The organism is Bacteriovorax sp. BAL6_X (assembly GCF_000443995.1).
Lineage (GTDB): Bacteria > Bdellovibrionota > Bacteriovoracia > Bacteriovoracales > Bacteriovoracaceae > Halobacteriovorax_A.
In genome coordinates, this window is sequence record NZ_AUMC01000010.1 from 725,327 (window position 1) to 742,975 (window position 17,649).

The following is a 17,649-nucleotide window of genomic DNA, read 5'->3' on the forward strand; positions in this document are numbered from 1 at the left end:
AAATTTTGTTTTCATTAATAGATGTTAAAAGCATTTATTATATCTCTATTTTTTACACTAAATACACTGGCTTATGTTGCTCCTTCCGAACATGTGAGAAAGTCTAAATGGGATATTTCTCCTATTCAAATTCAATTTATTTCAACTTTTTTTGCAATTGAGCTTCTTACTTACTCTATTTTTTCACCTTCCTTTGTAAAGACAGACTTTGAGGGTGGGGATTATGATTATAATGAAGATGACCTCTCTGTTCCAAAGTGGTTATACGAATTTGGGAATCATGGCCCTGAGTTACTAACTGCGGGAATGTACGGATATTATTTATTTGGTAGCGATGAATTTGCTCTTGAAAAGGCTTTTGTTTTTACTGAGTCTATGCTTATTGCTCAAGGGATAACTTTTGGTATTAAGTATACTGCAAATAAGGAGAGGCCAGATAGCTCAAATTACCTTTCTTTCCCTAGCGGGCATACGACACATGCATTTGCGGTAGGGATGTGGATGAGCAAGGATATTTTTAATAGTAGAAGATTTCATCGAAACTACTTTGTCGCCTCTCTTCCGCTTTTTTATGCTACTTATATTGGGTGGAGTCGAATTGATGCAAAGAAGCACAGCTTTCGTGATGTTTCTATGGGTGCCCTGATAGGAGGTCTTACTAGCTATTTTATGTACGATTTCCACTTTGATGAAAATGGTCATTATCGCTTTAATGTTAAGAATAAGATCGTTATTTCACCTTCAGTTGATATTATTAATGAGCGATTTGCTCTAAGCTTTGGGATGATGTTATGAAGTATTTCTTAGTCTATTTTATAACGTTCTCAGTCTTTGCTGTTAACCGCTTAGACTATTTGTATCGTTTTCCAGATAAGGCCGAAAGTGTTTTAGCCTATTCACTCTATTGGTCAATAGATGAAATGGAATTTGATAATAGAAGTACTGGACTTGAAGAGTTCTTTGAGGTGGATCGTTCAGTTTTAGTTGCTGGCCTTGAGTATCGCTATGCCTTTACTGATAAGTTTTTAGCGGCATTTAGTACACATGCTGAAATTTTTGACTTTGAGACTCATCTAGAGAATGAACTTGATGAAGAAACGCCAGAGGAGAGTCCTTTTGCAATTTATGATCCGGCAATCGAATTAAGATACCGTGTAATTGATAAAGATGAAGTTTTCTTTGATGTTAATACTAAAGTTGTATGGGGAGCAACGAATTCGGGGAAGACTCCTCTTAGTAGAACCGTTAGTCCATTTGATGGACAAGAATTTTATCAGATTAGTGCAATAGCTGGAATTGATTTTAATACTTTCTATCTAATGGCCCATGTTGGAGCAATTTTTTACAACGGTGGAGTTAATCAATTTGAATTTGGAAATGAAAACTTGAAGGCAGAGGATAGCCATCAGGTTGATATCGGATTTCAAGGTCAAATTGATCTTTCTAAACTCTTTAAAGCAAGCTTAGGAATGTCATTCTTATCTGCTGATACTTTCTCGCTTACTGGAGAGTCTCAAAGAGTTAACGTTGAGAAATCAACTCAACAAAACTATTTTCTAAAGTTTGATTATCTAAAATATGAAGAAAGAATTGGAATACTTACTTTTAAAGTTAACCAAAGAATTGATCGGTATGATCTACAAGTTGATAATAGTGATCTCTATGTTGCGGATAATTCTTATTTAGACTTTATTATTCAGGTGGAGAAATGGTTTTAAATGAAGTATCTGTTGTGTTTTCTATTCATTTTTACAAGTTGTAGTTATCGTGACGTTATACTTAAGAAAGCACCGGATTTCTTAAGTGAAAAGATTGACGATTATCTCTCCCTTGATGACGAACAAGAAAAAGAGTTGCGTATTAAAGTTACAAACGCCTTTTTTGAGCATCATAAGGAAGTCCTTAAGCTGAAGAAGCTCATTGAAAATTATCAGGTTGAAAAGGACTCTCTTAAAGAAGTCGTCGTTAGAGGATACCCTCCTTATGAACGTATTATGAAGAAGGTTAATAAAATATCAATTGAGGTTTTATCAAACCTTAGCTTTGAACAAAGACAGAAGCTTGTAAAGAAGCGTATTGATGATCGGAAGGATTATGATGAAAGCTATGAGAAAAGAGGTGTAAGGCGTCTTGAAAATATATTTGGGAAGCTTTCTGTTGGACAAGTAAAGCTAGTTGACGACTTTGCAAAGGATTATAAAAGTACTCGAGTAAAAGGTAATAGTTGGCATCATGACTTTCTTAAGGCCTTGAATTTAAAAGATCAAAAAGCATATCAAACCTATTTGAAAAAGAACTTTCAAGACATTGTTTCTTTAAATGAAGTCTTAAGGCAAAATAAGTCTTTTTTCAAATTCTTTGATAAATTCTCGAAGTCTTTGAGTAAGGAACAAATTGATCAGTTTAATAGAAAGAGAAAGGACTTGCTAAATTGGATTGACCTTTATCTAAAAATTTATCAAACACCTATAGTTCGTAGCGCACCCTGGCCACTAGAGAGTTATTCCCAAAGTTTAATTCCCCACCAACTTCAGCATCAAATACATCTGATGTTTCTTCCATATCGACCTTTAACTTAAAAGCCTCAAGGCCAAGGCCGACAGAAAAACTCTTATAGAAAAGATAGTCGATAAATAAGTTTGTTGCGATAATGCTTCCTGTATAATCTCCAATTTGTATATAGAAGATATTGAATTCATTTGAAAGTGTCCATTTTGGTGTTATCTTAACTTCTGATTTAAGTTGGAATGTTGGTAGTGGCGCGATGAAGTCACTTTGAGTCTTTGTTTTTCCCGTTTCTCCAATTGCAAACTCTAAAGGCATTATATAGAAACCAGCACCGGCCGATATATTGACTCTTTCATCTAGGAAGAATGAGTAAGAGTAGGCCAGACGAATTATATCAAAGTTTAAGAGTGTATCAACAGAGGTACCAGCTCTTATAATGACTTCATTATTATCTTTGTCTACATATTTTATATCTTGAGCGAGAACTCTTCGTGCATTACGATGTTGTCTATACCACCCCGTTGTAAGGCCATGTTTTTTGTTTTTAGTGAAGCGCCATTCATATTGTAAACGAAGAGATGCTTGGGTATCATCTAGACCTAAAGTATCTTCTGTACTTAAAATAAATGCACCTAAAGACTTCTTTCCAACTTGGATCGTTGTGTCCAGATAAGTGTAGCCAAGGCCTATTGAAAAACGATGAGTACTCCATTCTCCGTAGGAAAGTAGTGGGATGAATAAGAGTATAATTAATAAGGTTTTATACATGAAAACTCCTAAACTTTATCATCTCAAGATAAAAGTTTAGGAGAAAGTTAATTTTAGTCTATTCTGTATAGGATTTCGCTAATTTGTTTTTGATCCTCTTCTTTCGTCGGAGCATTATTTAAAATTGTTTTTGCTTCTTGAATTTGCTCCGCTGTTGCATTAGGGTTCTGTAGCGTTTTTCGAGCATTATCCTCTCTTTCAAGTCTAAGAAGGCGCTCTTCTTTGAAGTCGATAATTTTCTTTCCTTCTGATAGGACTTCATCATATGAGATTCCGCCATTTGGCCTCTGAGAAGGTGTTTGTGGCAAGAAAATATAGTCCGTTCTTTTAAGCTTTAGTCTTTTACTTTGATAAACCATTGCCTTAGCAAAGGACTCAAATGCTTTTCTTGGAACATAGTGTTCTGTATCTCTTTTTAAGATATAGCGTAGTTGAGAGAGAGTCGAAGCATTAATTCCATCCTTTGGAGCTTTTGAACTCATTGGTATGTATGTTTGATAGTCAAAGATATTGCTAATTGCAAACTCATGAGCTCCTTTTATACCAATTGTTCTCATCGTATCATTTGATGTTGTTGTACAATTGTAGAATGGAGTAATCTCAAGTCCTTCTTCGGTGCGAACTCGATGAAGCTGTTCTTCAAAAATATCTCTAACTTTAAGCATATCTTCTTTAGAGCGAGCATAACCAATTAAAGTATAAGTTGGCCTATAGTTAACTTGCCCTTGTATAAGGTGGCCGTAGTAGCTAATTAAGTCTGTATTGCTTGCTAGAACTTCTTTTTCTCCCTTAAAGTAAAAATTAAAAGTTTCTCCTTTAATGGAAAGATCATTTTGGACTTCTCCCATTCCAATAGCAAAGTGCCCAGCAGCAGCACCTGGCTCATCACCTTGGCGTCCACTTAGTGTTACGATAAAGACATGGTCTCCTGGAGTTGCCTCGTAATTATCACGATGTCTAATCGTTCCTCTAAAGGGTTCTGTCGATTGTGAGTTCTTATTCTTTGGCATTTCTTTTAAGATGTACCTAAGTGGGTTTTTATTAAATTTCTCATTTGCTGGGTATGGATTTTTGCCAGCACTAAAAAGATCTGCTGGTATGATAGCGTTGATGATAAAGGTTTCATCTTGCATATGTCCCTGTGTATGAACTTTCTTATTTTCAAAGTAGTGACGAGAGATATAGTCGAATTCGCTTCCATAGATTTTTTTTGAGCGGCCAAATTCAACAAGTTGGTCGTCGATATAGTAACGTCCATCCTTTGCTCTTGTGAGTGTTCCAATTCGGTCCTCAAGGTCGGCCACAACTCTAGGCATCTTGTTGATTTCGAGTTGATCTCCTGAGATTTCTCCGTCGAATTCAAAGACGTAGGTCGGTGAGTTTTTTAGAACCTTGTCCATATACTTGTGATAGCGTTGATCAATTTTAAGAGATAAGTCTTGCTCTTGTCCATCTACCTTAACAATAGCTCTTGCCTGTCCATCTTTATCATAGATCTTTCCGCGAAAGCTCTCGGCCTTAACGTTAGCGCTTATAATTAGAGTGGCAAGAAGTCCCAAGCAGTAGACGTTTTTCATTTCTATCTCTCCTAATTTAGTTTTCTATATCTATTATTAAGAGCAATGATGGTGCCAATTAAACTATGTGATTTAAAGTCTTTAGAAGAGGGAAGTGTCTAGAAATTAAACAATAGGCCCCTGAGCAGGGCCTATTATTTAAACACGAATTAAATTTGATTGTTGATATAGTTACGGATCTCAGACATTGACATCATATCATCCTCATCAACACAGAACTCACCACGTGCATCAGCTACGCGGATTTCATCTGCAACTTGCTCTACGGAAACTTTATTATCTGTCGACCTTCTATCGTTTAGGTCTTCAGTAAATTCTGCAAGAGTTGTTCCTGTTACTTTTGGAGAAAGCTGCGCATCTTGGATTAGCTCAATTTGTCCTCTAAAATTTCTCTTGCTATCATCAATTACTCCTGTCGCTGCTAGTGTACTAGATGAGCCGTGGTAAACAGCATGAGTTGATGATGAAAGTCCATCTTCTATAATATCAAGAGCGATTAGATCAATAATGATATTGTCAGAGTCTTCAAGTAGAGCTGTTCCGGCAGCAATCGTTGTTGAAGCTAGCTCTATACCTCCATAAATTACTGCTACACCTGTTGTACTAAGTGCTGCACCTGTTGCGAGGGCCCTGTCCGAAGGTGCATTATTTCTTTCTTTGTAAAGTTCAAGACATGATGCTTGTGTTGAAGCAGCTAGTGAGCATAGTATCCCTAGCGTAATTAATGATTTTTTCATTATTCTCTCCTTTATAGTTGTTCTTCGATATATTTTTGAATTTCATCTACAGTCATAAGATTTTCGCTATCAAGACAGAACTCCATCCTTTCATTTGCGAGTTGAATTTCACCTGCCACTTGATTTACTGAAACTCTTTTATCTACTGGACGACTATCGTTGATCTTTCCTGTCATCTCGATGATATCACCACTAATTATCTTAGGTGCCAACTCAGATGCTTGGATAAGCTTTAATTGTTCTCTATAGTCACGGTCTTTAATTATCCCCATTGCTGCAGATGTACTAGAAGCACCGTAGTAAAGAGCGTCAACTGTTGATGTAGCACCACTCTTAATTGTTTTAGAGATAGTGAGCTCACTAAGTGCGCTATCTGGGTGAAGGATTGCAACGGCACTTGTTGTTGATAGGCCTAGAGCAAATTCTCCTCCTGCCACAGTAACTCCTGCAATTGTTGAAGAGATACCGCTCATCGCTCCAATGTCTTGGTAGTCTGGTGCTCGATGATTTTCTTTATATACTTCTAGACATGATGCTTTAGCACTAACGCCCATTAGAATTGATACAAGACATGTTAATAGCATAATCTTTTTCATGGTTTCTCCTATTTGCTACCATCTCGAATCGAGTAGGTAGAATCTCTTTTGATGATCTAATATTTTCTTATTAACTAATAAGCCTTTATAAGGGCGAGTAATGACCTTTTTTCTTCTCTTTGTATTGTGGTCATGTCTCCACTTTGTGATGGCCTTAAGTGACTTCTCTTTATTGATTTCTCTAATCTTAGAAAAGGAATCTTTACCGTAAAAATCTTCAAGACCTTTAATGATATCTTGTTCGCATTTTGAATTATTACATATTTCATAAAGAGCATTCGGGGCCTTTGTAATTCCATGAAGTTCATCAAAGGAAACTGACTTTGTTTTTTGAATCTGAGATGCATAGTATTTAAAAGCATCAAGATCTAGAGTTGCAATTTCATTAAGTTTTCTAAACTCATTTAAGCTAAGTGCTTTTTGTAGCTTCTTAACTTGGTCTGTGTTGATATCGTATTGTAGATATGTTTCATCTTTTAGTTCGAGAATACTTGCTGCTTTATCCTTAAGTTCTCTTAGAGAGTGGATCTTAATAATAGGGTATGGGTTTATAAGTGCTCTTTGGAGATAGTCTGGAAGTGCAAGAGGGATGCGCCCCTTAAATCCCATTTTTTTGTGATATGGATATCCAACTTGTTTTAAGAAGTTAACAAGTGCACCAGCACAATTATTAGAGAAGAATGTGTAATCTCCTAACTCGCTACTTTCAGGTAACTCATATTTAACAGGAAAGACTTCTTCAACTGTTGTCTTAAAATTTGAAGTTAAATTATTTGGAACTGGAGTGAGTGCAAAAACCGATCCTGTTCCTGAACGCAGAGGTAGGATTCCGTAGTTACCTTCACCATACTTCTTTGTTGAAAATTGATTAAGTTCTTCTAGAGTATTTTGTAGGACTGACTTCTGCGTATCAACACGGTGTTTAGTTACTTCTTCCCACTGGTTTTTTAGTTCATTAATAATATTCTTTCTAATCTCTTCATTTGAAATAATGATATAGCGATCAAGGTCACGTCTTTGTTTATTATTATATTCATCCATAAACATACGAAGACTTTTAACTTGAGGAAACACTGGATATCCACCAAATATACCCTTGAAGTAATTGAGTTTTAAGGTGTCGACATTTGCAACAAAGCTTAAGACCACATCATCTGCTTGGGTTCCTACATTGTCTACAAAACGTAGCATAGTGTGGCCAAAGCCACTTTCAATATTTGACCAAGAACTTGAAGCGATCACAAGCTCCAGACCTATGATATTTCCATTCTCATAGCGCTCAAAAAGTCTTTTGAAAAAACGAGAATTCTCATTAAGAAGATCTTGGTAATTTGCACCCCAATTGATTTGGTTGGCCCTTTTCTCAAGTGCTTTTTGCTTTCTACGCTCTTCCATACGTTCACGCTGTCTTTTCTCAAAGTACGATTCGTCATGTCTGGCCTGAGCAGTCAGTGAGCTAAGAAGTGCCGTAAGCACTACTGAAAGTAGAGTAATCTTCTTCATATTTTCTCCAATTAATCTGTTTCAATATAAATTGATTACAGATTTCTCTCAGAGAAATTGAAAAAAAGAAGAGCGTGTAAAAACAGTGAACAGTTTCTATATAATTGAATTTACTGTATCGAGGTCAAGTCCCTGTTCTTTAAATTGCTCTTTTAGATAGAGCTTCTTAACTTGGACGCTACCTTTTTCGATTAGGCCAAAGATCTCGCCCTTAAGTTCAACAAAGGCAAAGTCACTTGAATTTGCTTCTGAAATTGTGATCCTCTTAGGTTTACTGCCGCCAAAGGCCGCTCCCATAAGAGAAGAGGCGACGGAAAGAGAGTCCTGTTGATTGGAATCTAAAATAGCTTGTGCTTTAGCAATTTTGTCGAGTGTTACTTCTTTGCTTTGGATACCATGTTTTTTTAAAGTAAAGCCGTACGGACAGTGAAGACAGGCCGTCTTACAACAAGAGCCGCGGTTTTTAAGGAATTGAGAGGTTTTCACCTCTCGTCCTTGTTCATTTGTATATGTAAGTTTTGCTTTATCCATTATAAGTTTTCGAAACGCTCATCAAATTGAATATTGTGATAAACTTTTAGAACGTCTTCATCACTTTCAAGTCCATCTACCATCTTCATTATAGTTAAATATGTCTCATCATCAACTTCTTTAAAGGTTTGTGGAATTTGTTCAAGTGTTGCTTCTTCCGGTGTAATTCCCATTTCTTCTAATTTCTTAGAGATTGAGCCGAAGACTTCCATTGGCCCTGTGATTGAAAAGTAACCATCTTCCACTTCGATATCTTCTGCGCCAGCGTCAATCATCTCTAATGTGAACTCGTCTTCATCAAGATTTGCAACAGGAACTTCAAATAGGGCCTTTCTTGAAAATACGTACTGAAGAGTTCCAGTTGTTCCAACTGATCCACCGGCCTTTTTGAAATGAACTCTTACATTTGCAATAGTGCGAGTAGGGTTATTTGTCGAGGCCTCAACGAATACTGCAACACCATTTGGCCCATAGCCTTCATAGTTGATTTCTTCGTATCCATCATCCTCTCCACCAAGACCTTTCTTAATAGCGCGATCGATATTGTCTTTAGGAACGTTATTTGCCTTACACTTATCAAGAGCAATTTTAAGGATAAAATTTGAGCCTGGGTCGTCGCCACCTGATTTTACTGCTTTTGTTACTTCAAATAATAACTTTGTATAAATCTGACTTTTTGCCTTATCAAGAGCGCCTTTCTTCTTGACGATATTGGCCCATTTTCTTCCCATAGAATCCTCGTTTAAATAATAAAGTATTGTTAATAGTAGCTAGAGGATGACTATTTGTCGAGAAAACTACTTCTTAGCGAGGTATTGCTCTGCGCGCCAAATTCCGATGAAACTGAGACCTGAACTCATGGAGTTTACATGAGGTCCTTCAAGGAGAACTGTTGTGGGAGTTGATTTAATATCTAGTGCTTTGACGGCGTAGGCCGAAGAGATAAAGCGAAACTCATAAGGTGATTGGCCAATAAACCTTCTGATTGTTGACTCGCTCTCAAAAGAGTTTATGGCGTAGATCTGATGGGCCTTAAGTTTTCCCTCTTGTACTGACTGGTGTAGGCGTTTCATTTCAACCTTACATGGGCCACACCAAGTCGCCCAAAAGATGGCAAGGCTTCTATTTTGTAAATTCTTACTTGGAAACTCGAGTTTCTTGTTTGTACGAAGATCCACATACTCTTTTGGGATAAGAGTACTTCCTTCTTTCTTAAAGTTATTGAGTACAGCAGGAGCCTGCTTGTAAATAATAAATCCAACAAGAAGGATGGAGATGAAATTTGTGGTGATATTCCACTTCTTTTTCATGGCAGTAATTGTACCACGTAAAGAAAGGGGCCATATTAATAAAATCCTATTTTTTTGAAAACTGTAAGCTCCCAAAAGTACAGTATTCATCGACTAAGAAATAGACGCTAGTTAAGTAATGTAGTAGTTTATAGACATGAATAACGAAGAACTTGAAAAGAAATTAATCGCATTAGAAGAAAAATTTTGTCACCAAGATCATTTACTGGGCCAACTAAACGAAGTTGTCACTAAACAAGAATTCATCATTGATGAACTTGTCGTCCATATTAGAAACCTTCTTGCAAATCAAGGAGAGGCATCTGGTGAACAAATGACTCTTGAAAATCTTAAAGATTTCAAACCACCGCATTACTAGGTAATTATGATTAAATTAGAAGTAGCATATAAGGGCCTGCGAGAATTTAAAGATCTTACAGGTCGTCCACAACAAACTCCTGGCGCACACTTTAGTCGTGTCACTCCTGAAAAATCTCCCGCTCCTAAAGAGCTTTGCTGGTCAGAGGACCTTGCAAAGGCCATGGGAATTAGTCAGAATGACAAACAGAGTTGGCTAAAGCTTCTAAGTGGTAATCAAGAAGAGTACCATACTGCTCCAGTGGCAACTCGCTATGGAGGACATCAATTTGGTCATTGGGCCGGACAGTTAGGTGATGGCAGGGCCATGACTTTAGGTCTTCATAATGGACTTGAGGTTCAGCTAAAAGGCGCGGGCCTTACCCCTTATTCAAGAGGAGCAGATGGAAAGGCCGTTCTACGTTCGTCTTTAAGAGAGTATATTTGTTCAGAGGCCATGTTTAATCTTGGAGTACCTACGACAAGAGCGCTGTGTCTTGTTGAAACAGGTGAACAAGTATTACGTGATATGTTCTATGATGGAAATGCTGCTTATGAGAAAGGCGCTATCTGCACTCGCGTTGCTCCAAGTTTCTTGCGCTTTGGTCACTATCAAATCCATGCTGTCAATCATGAACTAGAAGAGCTAACAGAACTTATTAATTTTACGATTGATAATTATTTTCCAGGCATGAGTATCGAGGAGATGTTTAAAGAAGTTACTCGTCGAACTGCTTTTTTAATGAGCGAGTGGATGCGTGTGGGCTTTGTTCATGGCGTGATGAATACTGATAATCTTTCAATGCTTGGACTAACAATTGATTACGGCCCTTATGGTTGGCTTGATCGATTTGATCCAAATTGGACACCAAATACAACGGACTTTAGAGAAAGACGCTACCGTTTTATCAATCAAGTAAGTATTGCTTATTGGAATCTTGGGCAACTTAAAGATGCTCTTCAGACTGTATGTCTTGAAAACTTAGATGAAATTCTTGATCAATTTCCAGAATACTTTCACGGCTTTTATCAGGAGAGTATGGCCAAGAAGCTAGGGCTTAAGACTTGTACACGTGAGTTTATTGATGAACTTTTTGATTTGAAATATGAATTGCAGGCCGACATGACTCTTTTCTACCGTACCCTAATGAGTGTAATGGAAGGTGAGGAAGTTTCTTGGCAAGATGTTTTCTACAAAGACTTAAGTGACTCAGATCTTTCTCGGATCAGTATATGGGTCACTAAGTGGAAACGTGAGCAAAAGCTTCAAAGAGTCGACCCAATGATTGCTTTTGGAGTTATGAACGAAACAAACCCAGTCTTTATTCCACGTAATTATATTGTTCAGATGGTTTTAGATGATTTAGAAAAAGGGGATGAGACATCTCTAAGAAATCTTGAAAAGGCCATTGGTAATCCATATGAGTTAAATGAATTCACAAGACCTTTTCTTGTTAAGGCCCCTGATTGGTCAACATCAAGGCCTGGTTGCTCGACACTAAGTTGTTCGAGCTAGGCGTACCTAGTTACAAAATTGTGAAGGGGCGCGCTTCCAAGTTGGCTCGCATTGAGTAAGCCACTCGCCGCTGTCGTAGTGAGCATAGCCAAACCACCACATAACATGGTCACCATTTCCTAGCGGAACTTCATCTGGATATACTTCCGGGCTTTTGCCATTTACTGAATAACACCAACCATGGGCATTCATCTGAGAATCACTTAAGACCTCCATGGCATCAATTCCCGTAGGTGTATCAAAGATAGAATTGATTCCTCTTTGAGACCCTTTGTAGGCAATACCAAAATTATTTAGAAGGTCGATCGTCGCGCTTCCAACAGTTAGGCCATTTTTTAGCTGCATCTCTGTTTTAAAGAGTGCACCTCTTTTACAAGGGCCTACAAACTCAAAAGTTGCGGCAAAGCTAAAAGTTGAAATAAGTGCTAAAAGTGCAAATTTGTACATAATCTCTCCTAAGTATAAGGCTTTCTAACACCCTAGGTTTTCATTGCCATGGCACTGTGCGCAAGCATATGATTTTTTACATGAGTGATTATGTATGGGGTAGTGAAGAGACCCAATATTTCTTCCAATTAAATCCAGAGGCCATTTTAGATGCTATTGATGCAGTTGGTTTTAAGACGACAGGGCGCTGTCTTCCATTAAATAGTATCGAAAATCGCGTCTATGAGATCGAGGTGGATCGCCCTGAGGCCGAGATTAATTCACCAAGCGACCACTTCATTGTGGCCAAGTTCTATCGTCCAGGTCGCTGGACGAAGGAGCAGATCATCGATGAGCACAATTTCATAAAGGATCTCGATGATGCGGAGATTCCTGTAATCGCTCCACTCGAAATTGATGGAACAACCCTTTTTGAGATGCCAAATCACAAGATCTTCTATTGCCTCTATGAAAAGAGAGGGGGGAGAAATCCTGAAGAGATGAATATCGAGCAGCTGGAAATAATGGGGCGTTCTCTGGCCCGTATTCACAGCGTTGGTGCCTTAAAGAGCGCTAATCATAGAATTAAGCTCACACCTGAAACTTATGGTGTCGCCAATTTAAAATTTCTTGCCTCCACAAATTATATACCTGTCGATATTCGCGAGCACTTTATTACAATTTGCGAGCAGATAATCAGCGAGTCTAAGTCACTTTTTGAAAATGTAACTTATCAAAGAGTCCACGGTGACTTTCACAAAGGAAATATTATCTTAAGAGGTGATGACTCATTTTTTGTGGACTTTGATGATATGGTGATGGGGCCAGTGGTTCAAGATGTTTGGCCAATATGCCCAGGTGATGATCAGCAGTCTGTTATCGATCGCAATATCTTTCTCGAGGCATATGATAGCATTCGCTCATTTCCGTATGAGCAACTTAAACTGATTCCTTCACTACGTGCTCTAAGACTAATTCACTTTAGTGCATGGATTGCTAAGAGATGGGATGATCCTTCATTCAAGTATACTTTTGGTTATTTTGAATCACCAAATTACTGGTATGGGCAAATGAATGATTTAAGGGCCTTATGGTCTAAAATATTAGAAGTTAAGAATCCTTACCAGTACTAGACGTATCTTAAAAGTTGCGAGAAAATTTATCTCTGTTTAAAAAAGATAAGTGAGGTAATGAATATGGATATTCGTCTTAAAACTTTCGAAGAATATGAAGCTGCCTATGAGCAGGCCAAGAATAACCCGTCAGAGTATTGGGGAGCTATTGCTGAGAATTTTCAATTCTCAAAAAAGTGGGATGAAGTAACACTAGGAAATTTAAAAGACGGTGATATTCGTTGGTTTCATGGTGCGAAATTAAATATTACTGAAAATTGTCTTGATCGCCACCTTGCAACTCGTGGTGATAAGAAAGCGATGGTCTTCGTCGCTAACGATCCAAATGAAGCTAACCAAGAATTCACATATAAGGAACTACATGCTCAAGTTTGTAAAACAGCAAATATGCTGGAAGGGCTTGGAGTAAAAAAGGGAGATCGCGTTTGTATCTATATGTCGATGGTTCCTGAACTTATGTTTACAGTTCTTGCCTGTGCAAGAATTGGTGCAATCCACTCTGTTGTTTTCGGTGGTTTCTCTGCTCAAGCTCTTGCTGGAAGAATCGAAGATGCTCAGTGTAGTGTGCTAGTAACTAATGATGGTGGCCTTCGTGGAACAAAAGTGACTGAGCTTAAGTCAATTGTTGATGAGGCTCTAGAAGATAATGCCTGTAAAAGCGTAAAGAACGTTATTGTTCACAAACGTGCAGGAAATGATGTCGCCATGAAAGAAGGACGTGATATTTGGTGGCATGAGCTTTTTGATAAGGCATCTGACAAACACGTGGCCCCACAACATGACGCCGAAGATCCTCTATTTATTCTTTACACGTCTGGATCGACAGGAACACCTAAGGGAGTTCTTCATACACAAGCTGGTTACATGATTTGGGCAGCGTATACTTTTGCCAATGTCTTTCAAGTAGAAGAGCAGGATATGTATTGGTGTACGGCCGATATTGGTTGGATCACTGGTCATACTTATATTACTTATGGGCCACTTCTAAATGGTGCCACGACAATGATGTTTGAAGGTGTTCCAACATATCCAGATGCTGGACGTTTTTGGGATATCGTTGAAAAGAATAAGGTGACACACTTTTATACAGCACCAACTGCAGTCCGTGCTCTTATGGCCGCAGGAGATGATGTTCCGGCCAAGTACGACCTTTCAAGCCTAAAGGTTCTTGGTTCAGTAGGTGAGCCAATCAATGCAGAAGCATGGCACTGGTATAATGAATTTATTGGAAAGAAGCAATGTCCAATTGTTGATACTTGGTGGCAGACAGAAACGGGTGGGATTTTAATCTCTCCACTTGCAGGACTTACAAAAACAAAACCTTGTAAGGCAACTCTTCCGCTTCCTGGGATTGTTCCTGTTCTAGTCGATGATAATGGCCATGAAATTGGTGAAACGATGGCCGAAGGAAAACTTTGTATTAAGTATCCATGGCCAGGAATGCTACGTACAGTTTATAAAAATCACGAGCGTTTCATGAATGCTTATCTTAGAACGTATAAGGGTTATTACTTCTCTGGTGATGGTGCAAAACGTGACGTTGAAGGCTACTTTAGAATCACTGGGCGTGTCGACGATGTTATCAATGTTTCTGGGCACCGTTTTGGAACAGCTGAAATTGAAAATGCCATTGGTAAGAATCAAGCCATTGCTGAAAGTGCGGTTGTTGGTTACCCTCACGACGTTAAGGGGGAGGGGATCTATGCTTACGTTGTGACTGACCTTACTGATGAAGCCGAAGTAACGAAGCTTATTAATGCAACAGTCGTAAAAGAAATCGGGGCAGTTGCTCGCCCTGATAAAGTTCAAATTGTTTCGGGACTTCCAAAGACACGTTCTGGAAAAATCATGCGTCGAATTCTTAGAAAGATTGCGGCCCATGACTTCAATAATTTTGGAGACACTTCAACACTTCTTGACCCATCAGTGGTTGAAGAAATTAAGAATGGTGTGAAGTAGTTCTTAATTTAAGTTAAGATTCAAGTAGCTATATTATCGATACCTCTCTCTCATGCTAGAACAGTATGATGAGAGAGGTAATATCCAAAAGAGATGACATTCAACTAATGAAGGAGATTTTAAAAAATCACCACACCCTAAACAAGGGGAGAGTTTGGTTTGATCTACTTCTTAATGCTCTCATTGGGTGGAGTGCTTTCTTCTACACTTGTTTCTATTTTAATATCTTCACTTTCATTATTGCGATTTTCTTTATTTACCGTGGAACTATCTTAGTTCATGAGGTGAGTCATATTGCGAGAAAGATTAAGGGGTATCGTACCGTTTTCAATATTCTTTTCGGTTGGCCAAACGCTTATCCTGTCTATCTAGGAGACGCTCACCTTTTTCACCATGGAAAGCAGACCTATGGGACCAAAAGAGATCCAGAGTATAAGTATATTTCAGAGTTTAGCTTTCTAACTTTATCAAGACCTCTTATGGCATCAGTTGCACTGCCTATTGTGCAGGTCATTCGCTTTGGGGTGTTTCCCCTTGCTTACCCGCTTTTAAGTAGGGAACAAAAGGTCTGGATTTATCAAAATATGTCCACCTTAGCATTCTCCATGGATTATCAGAGACCGATTCGAAACGAAGAAAAAGAGGTTGGCCGTATGGTAAGAAATGATCTTATGTGTGTTCTCTATAAGGCCATTGTCGGGGGCCTAATTTTTTTCAAACTACTCCCTATGAGCACGATCTGGATTTGGTTTGCTATTGTGGTGATCTCTTCAACGCTAAATATGTACCGCGCTCTTTTTAATCATCTCTATACTAATGAGAAGCTAGGGCCCATGAGTTGGGAAGAGCAGCTCTTAGACACTATTACAATAGAGTCGGGATTTAGTTCATTTTTCGTCTTTGTTAATGGACTTAATTATCACGCTATTCACCATCTCTTTCCTGAGCTTCCCTATACGAATTTGGCCGTCGCTCACAGGCAATTGATGAAGAAGCTGCCACCGGATCATATTTATAAGAGCAATACTTACTCTAGTATTTTCCATGTTTTAGTGACGTCAATATCCATAAAGAGATTTAATAAAGAAATAATTAGGCCATAAGTACAAGCAAAGTGTATAATGTGTGGATGAAACGATTTCTAGTCCTATTAATTTTAATTTCTTCATTTATTAGTTGTTCTAAGTCAACTCCAGAGGAAACGGTTGAAAGTGTAATTCGTGAAACTTTCTCGGCCAATTTTGAAGAAACTTTCAATTACTATGACCCAGGCTTTGGGAATCAGCAGCAGATTGCTGATTATCGTGGCTTCGTCAAAGATGTCGTTGCTTGGGAAAAGAATATTAAAAAGACTAAAAAGGAAGTTCTCTCGGCCATTCAGGGCCTACTTTCATTTAAGGTTGTGGATGTTAAAAAAGAGGGAAGTCGCGCAACTGTTAGAACTATCATTATCGTGCCAGAATTTAACAATAAGTTTGATATGCAAATTGCCTTACTCAAGTTAACAAGGCCTCCTCTTGTTTCAAATCGTCCCGAAACAAATGCGACGATTATGAAGAATATTAATGATGGCCAATATACCCTAAAGCCTGTTGAGGTCGTATTTAGTTTAATGAAAAAAGATAAGTGGCGAATAACAGGTGTCACAAATATAAGAGGACTATGGCGCTTTGAAAATTAAACAAATACTTCTATTTATTTGGCTATTCTTTCTTAGTAGTTTTAGTAGTGTTTCTGCTGTTCATTTAAATGATGTAGAGCAATCTAATATATTCTGGGAATTAAACCAGGCCGTAACTGTCTCTGTTGAGGACCATTCGAGAACTCCGAAGGTATTATCTTTAGAAGACATACCAAGCGAATATATAAGTTTAAGTGATAATAATATTGGCCTTTCATTATCTTATATTGGCCAATGTAAAACGCTCTTTAGTCCTTATTTATCAAGGCCGTACTTAGGTACTCATTCAGGGCTAAGCCCTCCATTTTCTTAGTTTAAGAAAGAATTTAAATTTATTTAATTAAAAAATGGAGGATGTATGGATAAGACATCAGTAGGCACATCTACACAAGTAAAGACGTATGATTATGAAGGAAAAGTCAAAGAATATAACCATGAAGAGAGCTCAACAAGTAATATTGGCCTCTATTTTTGTGTTATTTTGTTTTTGGCGGTCTTCTTTGGTGTTATCGTTGTTCAAATGAATTGAATATGAATATTCAATAGCTTAAGGGGGCATTGCCCCCTTGTTTAAAATCTAATCATCATAATAATTATTACCGACTTTATACAATTACGAACCAATTACTGATAGATTCAAAAAAAATTTGATGAGGTTCAATATGAAAATTACACTAGTCGCATTACTTGCTCTTATTTCTCTTAATTCATCTGCTGCTAAGTTAGCGGGTAACTATGAAAGTTCAAGCGGGTGCACTGTCTCTATCGAATGTGATGAGGGATATTGTCATGCAACTGTTGATCGTGGAGATAAGTCACTTGTTTTAGAAGGTGAGCTAGAAACAGATAAATCTGATGAGTTTAGATTATACCGTCAGTATACTGGTGTTGAGAAGCGCTGGTTTCATGATGATGAATATACCGGATTTAATGATCTTGTTTTAGAGAAGCAAAGAAACGGAAAGTTTATGGTTGATTCTCTATCTTCAAAATACAATCTCTTTCCACATTTTCCAAAGAAAGAGAGAAATATTATCGTTTGTAAAAACCTAGTTAAAGTAGAATAAA

The 17,649-nt window shown here is 37.9% G+C and carries 21 protein-coding genes; 12 read left to right on the forward strand and 9 right to left on the reverse strand.

What is annotated here, in order from left to right:
* Nucleotides 1-21 precede the first annotated feature (21 nt).
* The 3 genes from M902_RS16205 to M902_RS16555 are packed head-to-tail and all read left to right on the forward strand — an operon-like array spanning nt 22 to nt 2,579.
* A complete protein-coding gene (locus tag M902_RS16205) occupies nt 22-795 on the forward strand; it encodes a phosphatase PAP2 family protein (RefSeq protein ID WP_021267844.1) in 774 nt (257 codons plus the stop codon).
* Nucleotides 792-1,718, forward strand: coding sequence for a hypothetical protein (locus M902_RS14145; protein WP_021268128.1), 927 nt, complete (start codon nt 792-794; stop codon nt 1,716-1,718). The genes M902_RS16205 and M902_RS14145 overlap by 4 nt, the downstream gene beginning before the upstream one ends.
* On the forward strand, nt 1,719-2,579 hold the full coding sequence (locus tag M902_RS16555; protein WP_156979895.1) for a hypothetical protein: 861 nt from the start codon (nt 1,719-1,721) through the stop codon (nt 2,577-2,579).
* On the opposite strand, the gene M902_RS14150 is transcribed toward M902_RS16555, so the two are convergent.
* The 8 genes from M902_RS14150 to M902_RS14185 form a co-directional block, all read right to left on the reverse strand.
* Nucleotides 2,467-3,276: a hypothetical protein gene (locus tag M902_RS14150; RefSeq protein ID WP_021268034.1), complete on the reverse strand. Its 810-nt coding sequence runs from the start codon at nt 3,274-3,276 to the stop codon at nt 2,467-2,469. The two genes, M902_RS16555 and M902_RS14150, sit on opposite strands and share 113 nt — an antisense overlap.
* A gap of 53 nt (nt 3,277-3,329) precedes the next feature.
* The gene (locus M902_RS14155; RefSeq protein ID WP_021267919.1) at nt 3,330-4,853 is read right to left on the reverse strand and encodes a hypothetical protein; all 1,524 of its coding nucleotides are present in this window, start codon (nt 4,851-4,853) and stop codon (nt 3,330-3,332) included.
* Between the two features lie 149 nt (nt 4,854-5,002).
* Nucleotides 5,003-5,590: a hypothetical protein gene (locus M902_RS14160; protein WP_021268547.1), complete on the reverse strand. Its 588-nt coding sequence runs from the start codon at nt 5,588-5,590 to the stop codon at nt 5,003-5,005.
* An 11-nt stretch (nt 5,591-5,601) separates the two neighbouring features.
* The gene (locus M902_RS14165) at nt 5,602-6,186 is read right to left on the reverse strand and encodes a hypothetical protein (protein WP_021267907.1); all 585 of its coding nucleotides are present in this window, start codon (nt 6,184-6,186) and stop codon (nt 5,602-5,604) included.
* Nucleotides 6,187-6,201: 15 nt separating this feature from the next.
* Nucleotides 6,202-7,689 carry a DUF4105 domain-containing protein gene (locus M902_RS14170; protein ID WP_021268013.1) on the reverse strand — a complete coding sequence of 496 codons (1,488 nt, stop codon included), beginning with the start codon at nt 7,687-7,689 and terminating at the stop codon, nt 6,202-6,204.
* Nucleotides 7,690-7,785: 96 nt separating this feature from the next.
* Nucleotides 7,786-8,220 (reverse strand): DUF5522 domain-containing protein, encoded by a 435-nt coding sequence (locus tag M902_RS14175; RefSeq protein ID WP_021268168.1) that lies wholly within the window; start codon nt 8,218-8,220, stop codon nt 7,786-7,788.
* Nucleotides 8,220-8,951 (reverse strand): YebC/PmpR family DNA-binding transcriptional regulator, encoded by a 732-nt coding sequence (locus M902_RS14180; RefSeq protein WP_021268366.1) that lies wholly within the window; start codon nt 8,949-8,951, stop codon nt 8,220-8,222. Before M902_RS14180 ends, M902_RS14175 begins: the two co-directional genes overlap by 1 nt.
* A gap of 66 nt (nt 8,952-9,017) precedes the next feature.
* On the reverse strand, nt 9,018-9,530 hold the full coding sequence (locus tag M902_RS14185; protein ID WP_021268489.1) for a TlpA disulfide reductase family protein: 513 nt from the start codon (nt 9,528-9,530) through the stop codon (nt 9,018-9,020).
* Nucleotides 9,531-9,666: 136 nt separating this feature from the next.
* On the opposite strand from M902_RS14185, the gene M902_RS14190 reads away from it, so the two are divergent.
* Entirely contained in the window at nt 9,667-9,888 is a 222-nt protein-coding gene (locus M902_RS14190; RefSeq protein ID WP_021268504.1) for a SlyX family protein, read from the forward strand.
* A gap of 6 nt (nt 9,889-9,894) precedes the next feature.
* On the forward strand, nt 9,895-11,382 hold the full coding sequence (locus M902_RS14195) for a YdiU family protein (RefSeq protein ID WP_021267962.1): 1,488 nt from the start codon (nt 9,895-9,897) through the stop codon (nt 11,380-11,382).
* Between the two features lie 6 nt (nt 11,383-11,388).
* Here the strand turns inward: M902_RS14195 and M902_RS14200 are convergent, their stop codons facing one another.
* Complete coding sequence (locus tag M902_RS14200; protein WP_021268405.1) at nt 11,389-11,829, reverse strand: DUF4430 domain-containing protein; 441 nt, start codon at nt 11,827-11,829, stop codon at nt 11,389-11,391.
* A gap of 80 nt (nt 11,830-11,909) precedes the next feature.
* Here M902_RS14200 and M902_RS14205 point away from each other — a divergent pair, with 80 nt between their 5' ends.
* The 7 genes from M902_RS14205 (at nt 11,910) to M902_RS14230 (ending at nt 17,648) form a co-directional block, all read left to right on the forward strand.
* The gene (locus M902_RS14205; protein ID WP_021268746.1) at nt 11,910-12,941 is read left to right on the forward strand and encodes a serine/threonine protein kinase; all 1,032 of its coding nucleotides are present in this window, start codon (nt 11,910-11,912) and stop codon (nt 12,939-12,941) included.
* Nucleotides 12,942-13,004: 63 nt separating this feature from the next.
* Nucleotides 13,005-14,900, forward strand: a complete 1,896-nt coding sequence (acs, locus tag M902_RS14210; protein ID WP_021268503.1) for an acetate--CoA ligase — start codon at nt 13,005-13,007, stop codon at nt 14,898-14,900.
* 107 nt (nt 14,901-15,007) lie between these two features.
* Entirely contained in the window at nt 15,008-16,003 is a 996-nt protein-coding gene (locus tag M902_RS14215; protein ID WP_198011911.1) for a fatty acid desaturase, read from the forward strand.
* A 26-nt stretch (nt 16,004-16,029) separates the two neighbouring features.
* Nucleotides 16,030-16,581 (forward strand): lumazine-binding domain protein, encoded by a 552-nt coding sequence (locus M902_RS14220; protein ID WP_021267773.1) that lies wholly within the window; start codon nt 16,030-16,032, stop codon nt 16,579-16,581.
* On the forward strand, nt 16,571-16,894 hold the full coding sequence (locus tag M902_RS14225; protein WP_021267880.1) for a hypothetical protein: 324 nt from the start codon (nt 16,571-16,573) through the stop codon (nt 16,892-16,894). Before M902_RS14220 ends, M902_RS14225 begins: the two co-directional genes overlap by 11 nt.
* A 45-nt stretch (nt 16,895-16,939) precedes the next feature.
* Complete coding sequence (locus tag M902_RS16560; RefSeq protein WP_021268037.1) at nt 16,940-17,110, forward strand: hypothetical protein; 171 nt, start codon at nt 16,940-16,942, stop codon at nt 17,108-17,110.
* A 133-nt stretch (nt 17,111-17,243) separates the two neighbouring features.
* A complete protein-coding gene (locus tag M902_RS14230) occupies nt 17,244-17,648 on the forward strand; it encodes a hypothetical protein (RefSeq protein WP_021268118.1) in 405 nt (134 codons plus the stop codon).
* Nucleotide 17,649 lies beyond the last annotated feature (1 nt).

What these genes read in the sequence shown, in the direction of transcription:
- M902_RS16205 (WP_021267844.1), top strand. Translation starts at nt 22, where the DNA reads ATGTTAAAAGCATTTATTATATCTCTATTTTTTACACTAAATACACTG.
- M902_RS14145 (WP_021268128.1), top strand. Translation starts at nt 792, where the DNA reads ATGAAGTATTTCTTAGTCTATTTTATAACGTTCTCAGTCTTTGCTGTT.
- M902_RS16555 (WP_156979895.1), top strand. Translation starts at nt 1,719, where the DNA reads ATGAAGTATCTGTTGTGTTTTCTATTCATTTTTACAAGTTGTAGTTAT.
- M902_RS14150 (WP_021268034.1), bottom strand. Translation starts at nt 3,276, where the DNA reads ATGTATAAAACCTTATTAATTATACTCTTATTCATCCCACTACTTTCC.
- M902_RS14155 (WP_021267919.1), bottom strand. Translation starts at nt 4,853, where the DNA reads ATGAAAAACGTCTACTGCTTGGGACTTCTTGCCACTCTAATTATAAGC.
- M902_RS14160 (WP_021268547.1), bottom strand. Translation starts at nt 5,590, where the DNA reads ATGAAAAAATCATTAATTACGCTAGGGATACTATGCTCACTAGCTGCT.
- M902_RS14165 (WP_021267907.1), bottom strand. Translation starts at nt 6,186, where the DNA reads ATGAAAAAGATTATGCTATTAACATGTCTTGTATCAATTCTAATGGGC.
- M902_RS14170 (WP_021268013.1), bottom strand. Translation starts at nt 7,689, where the DNA reads ATGAAGAAGATTACTCTACTTTCAGTAGTGCTTACGGCACTTCTTAGC.
- M902_RS14175 (WP_021268168.1), bottom strand. Translation starts at nt 8,220, where the DNA reads ATGGATAAAGCAAAACTTACATATACAAATGAACAAGGACGAGAGGTG.
- M902_RS14180 (WP_021268366.1), bottom strand. Translation starts at nt 8,951, where the DNA reads ATGGGAAGAAAATGGGCCAATATCGTCAAGAAGAAAGGCGCTCTTGAT.
- M902_RS14185 (WP_021268489.1), bottom strand. Translation starts at nt 9,530, where the DNA reads ATGAAAAAGAAGTGGAATATCACCACAAATTTCATCTCCATCCTTCTT.
- M902_RS14190 (WP_021268504.1), top strand. Translation starts at nt 9,667, where the DNA reads ATGAATAACGAAGAACTTGAAAAGAAATTAATCGCATTAGAAGAAAAA.
- M902_RS14195 (WP_021267962.1), top strand. Translation starts at nt 9,895, where the DNA reads ATGATTAAATTAGAAGTAGCATATAAGGGCCTGCGAGAATTTAAAGAT.
- M902_RS14200 (WP_021268405.1), bottom strand. Translation starts at nt 11,829, where the DNA reads ATGTACAAATTTGCACTTTTAGCACTTATTTCAACTTTTAGCTTTGCC.
- M902_RS14205 (WP_021268746.1), top strand. Translation starts at nt 11,910, where the DNA reads ATGAGTGATTATGTATGGGGTAGTGAAGAGACCCAATATTTCTTCCAA.
- acs (WP_021268503.1), top strand. Translation starts at nt 13,005, where the DNA reads ATGGATATTCGTCTTAAAACTTTCGAAGAATATGAAGCTGCCTATGAG.
- M902_RS14215 (WP_198011911.1), top strand. Translation starts at nt 15,008, where the DNA reads ATGAAGGAGATTTTAAAAAATCACCACACCCTAAACAAGGGGAGAGTT.
- M902_RS14220 (WP_021267773.1), top strand. Translation starts at nt 16,030, where the DNA reads ATGAAACGATTTCTAGTCCTATTAATTTTAATTTCTTCATTTATTAGT.
- M902_RS16560 (WP_021268037.1), top strand. Translation starts at nt 16,940, where the DNA reads ATGGATAAGACATCAGTAGGCACATCTACACAAGTAAAGACGTATGAT.
- M902_RS14230 (WP_021268118.1), top strand. Translation starts at nt 17,244, where the DNA reads ATGAAAATTACACTAGTCGCATTACTTGCTCTTATTTCTCTTAATTCA.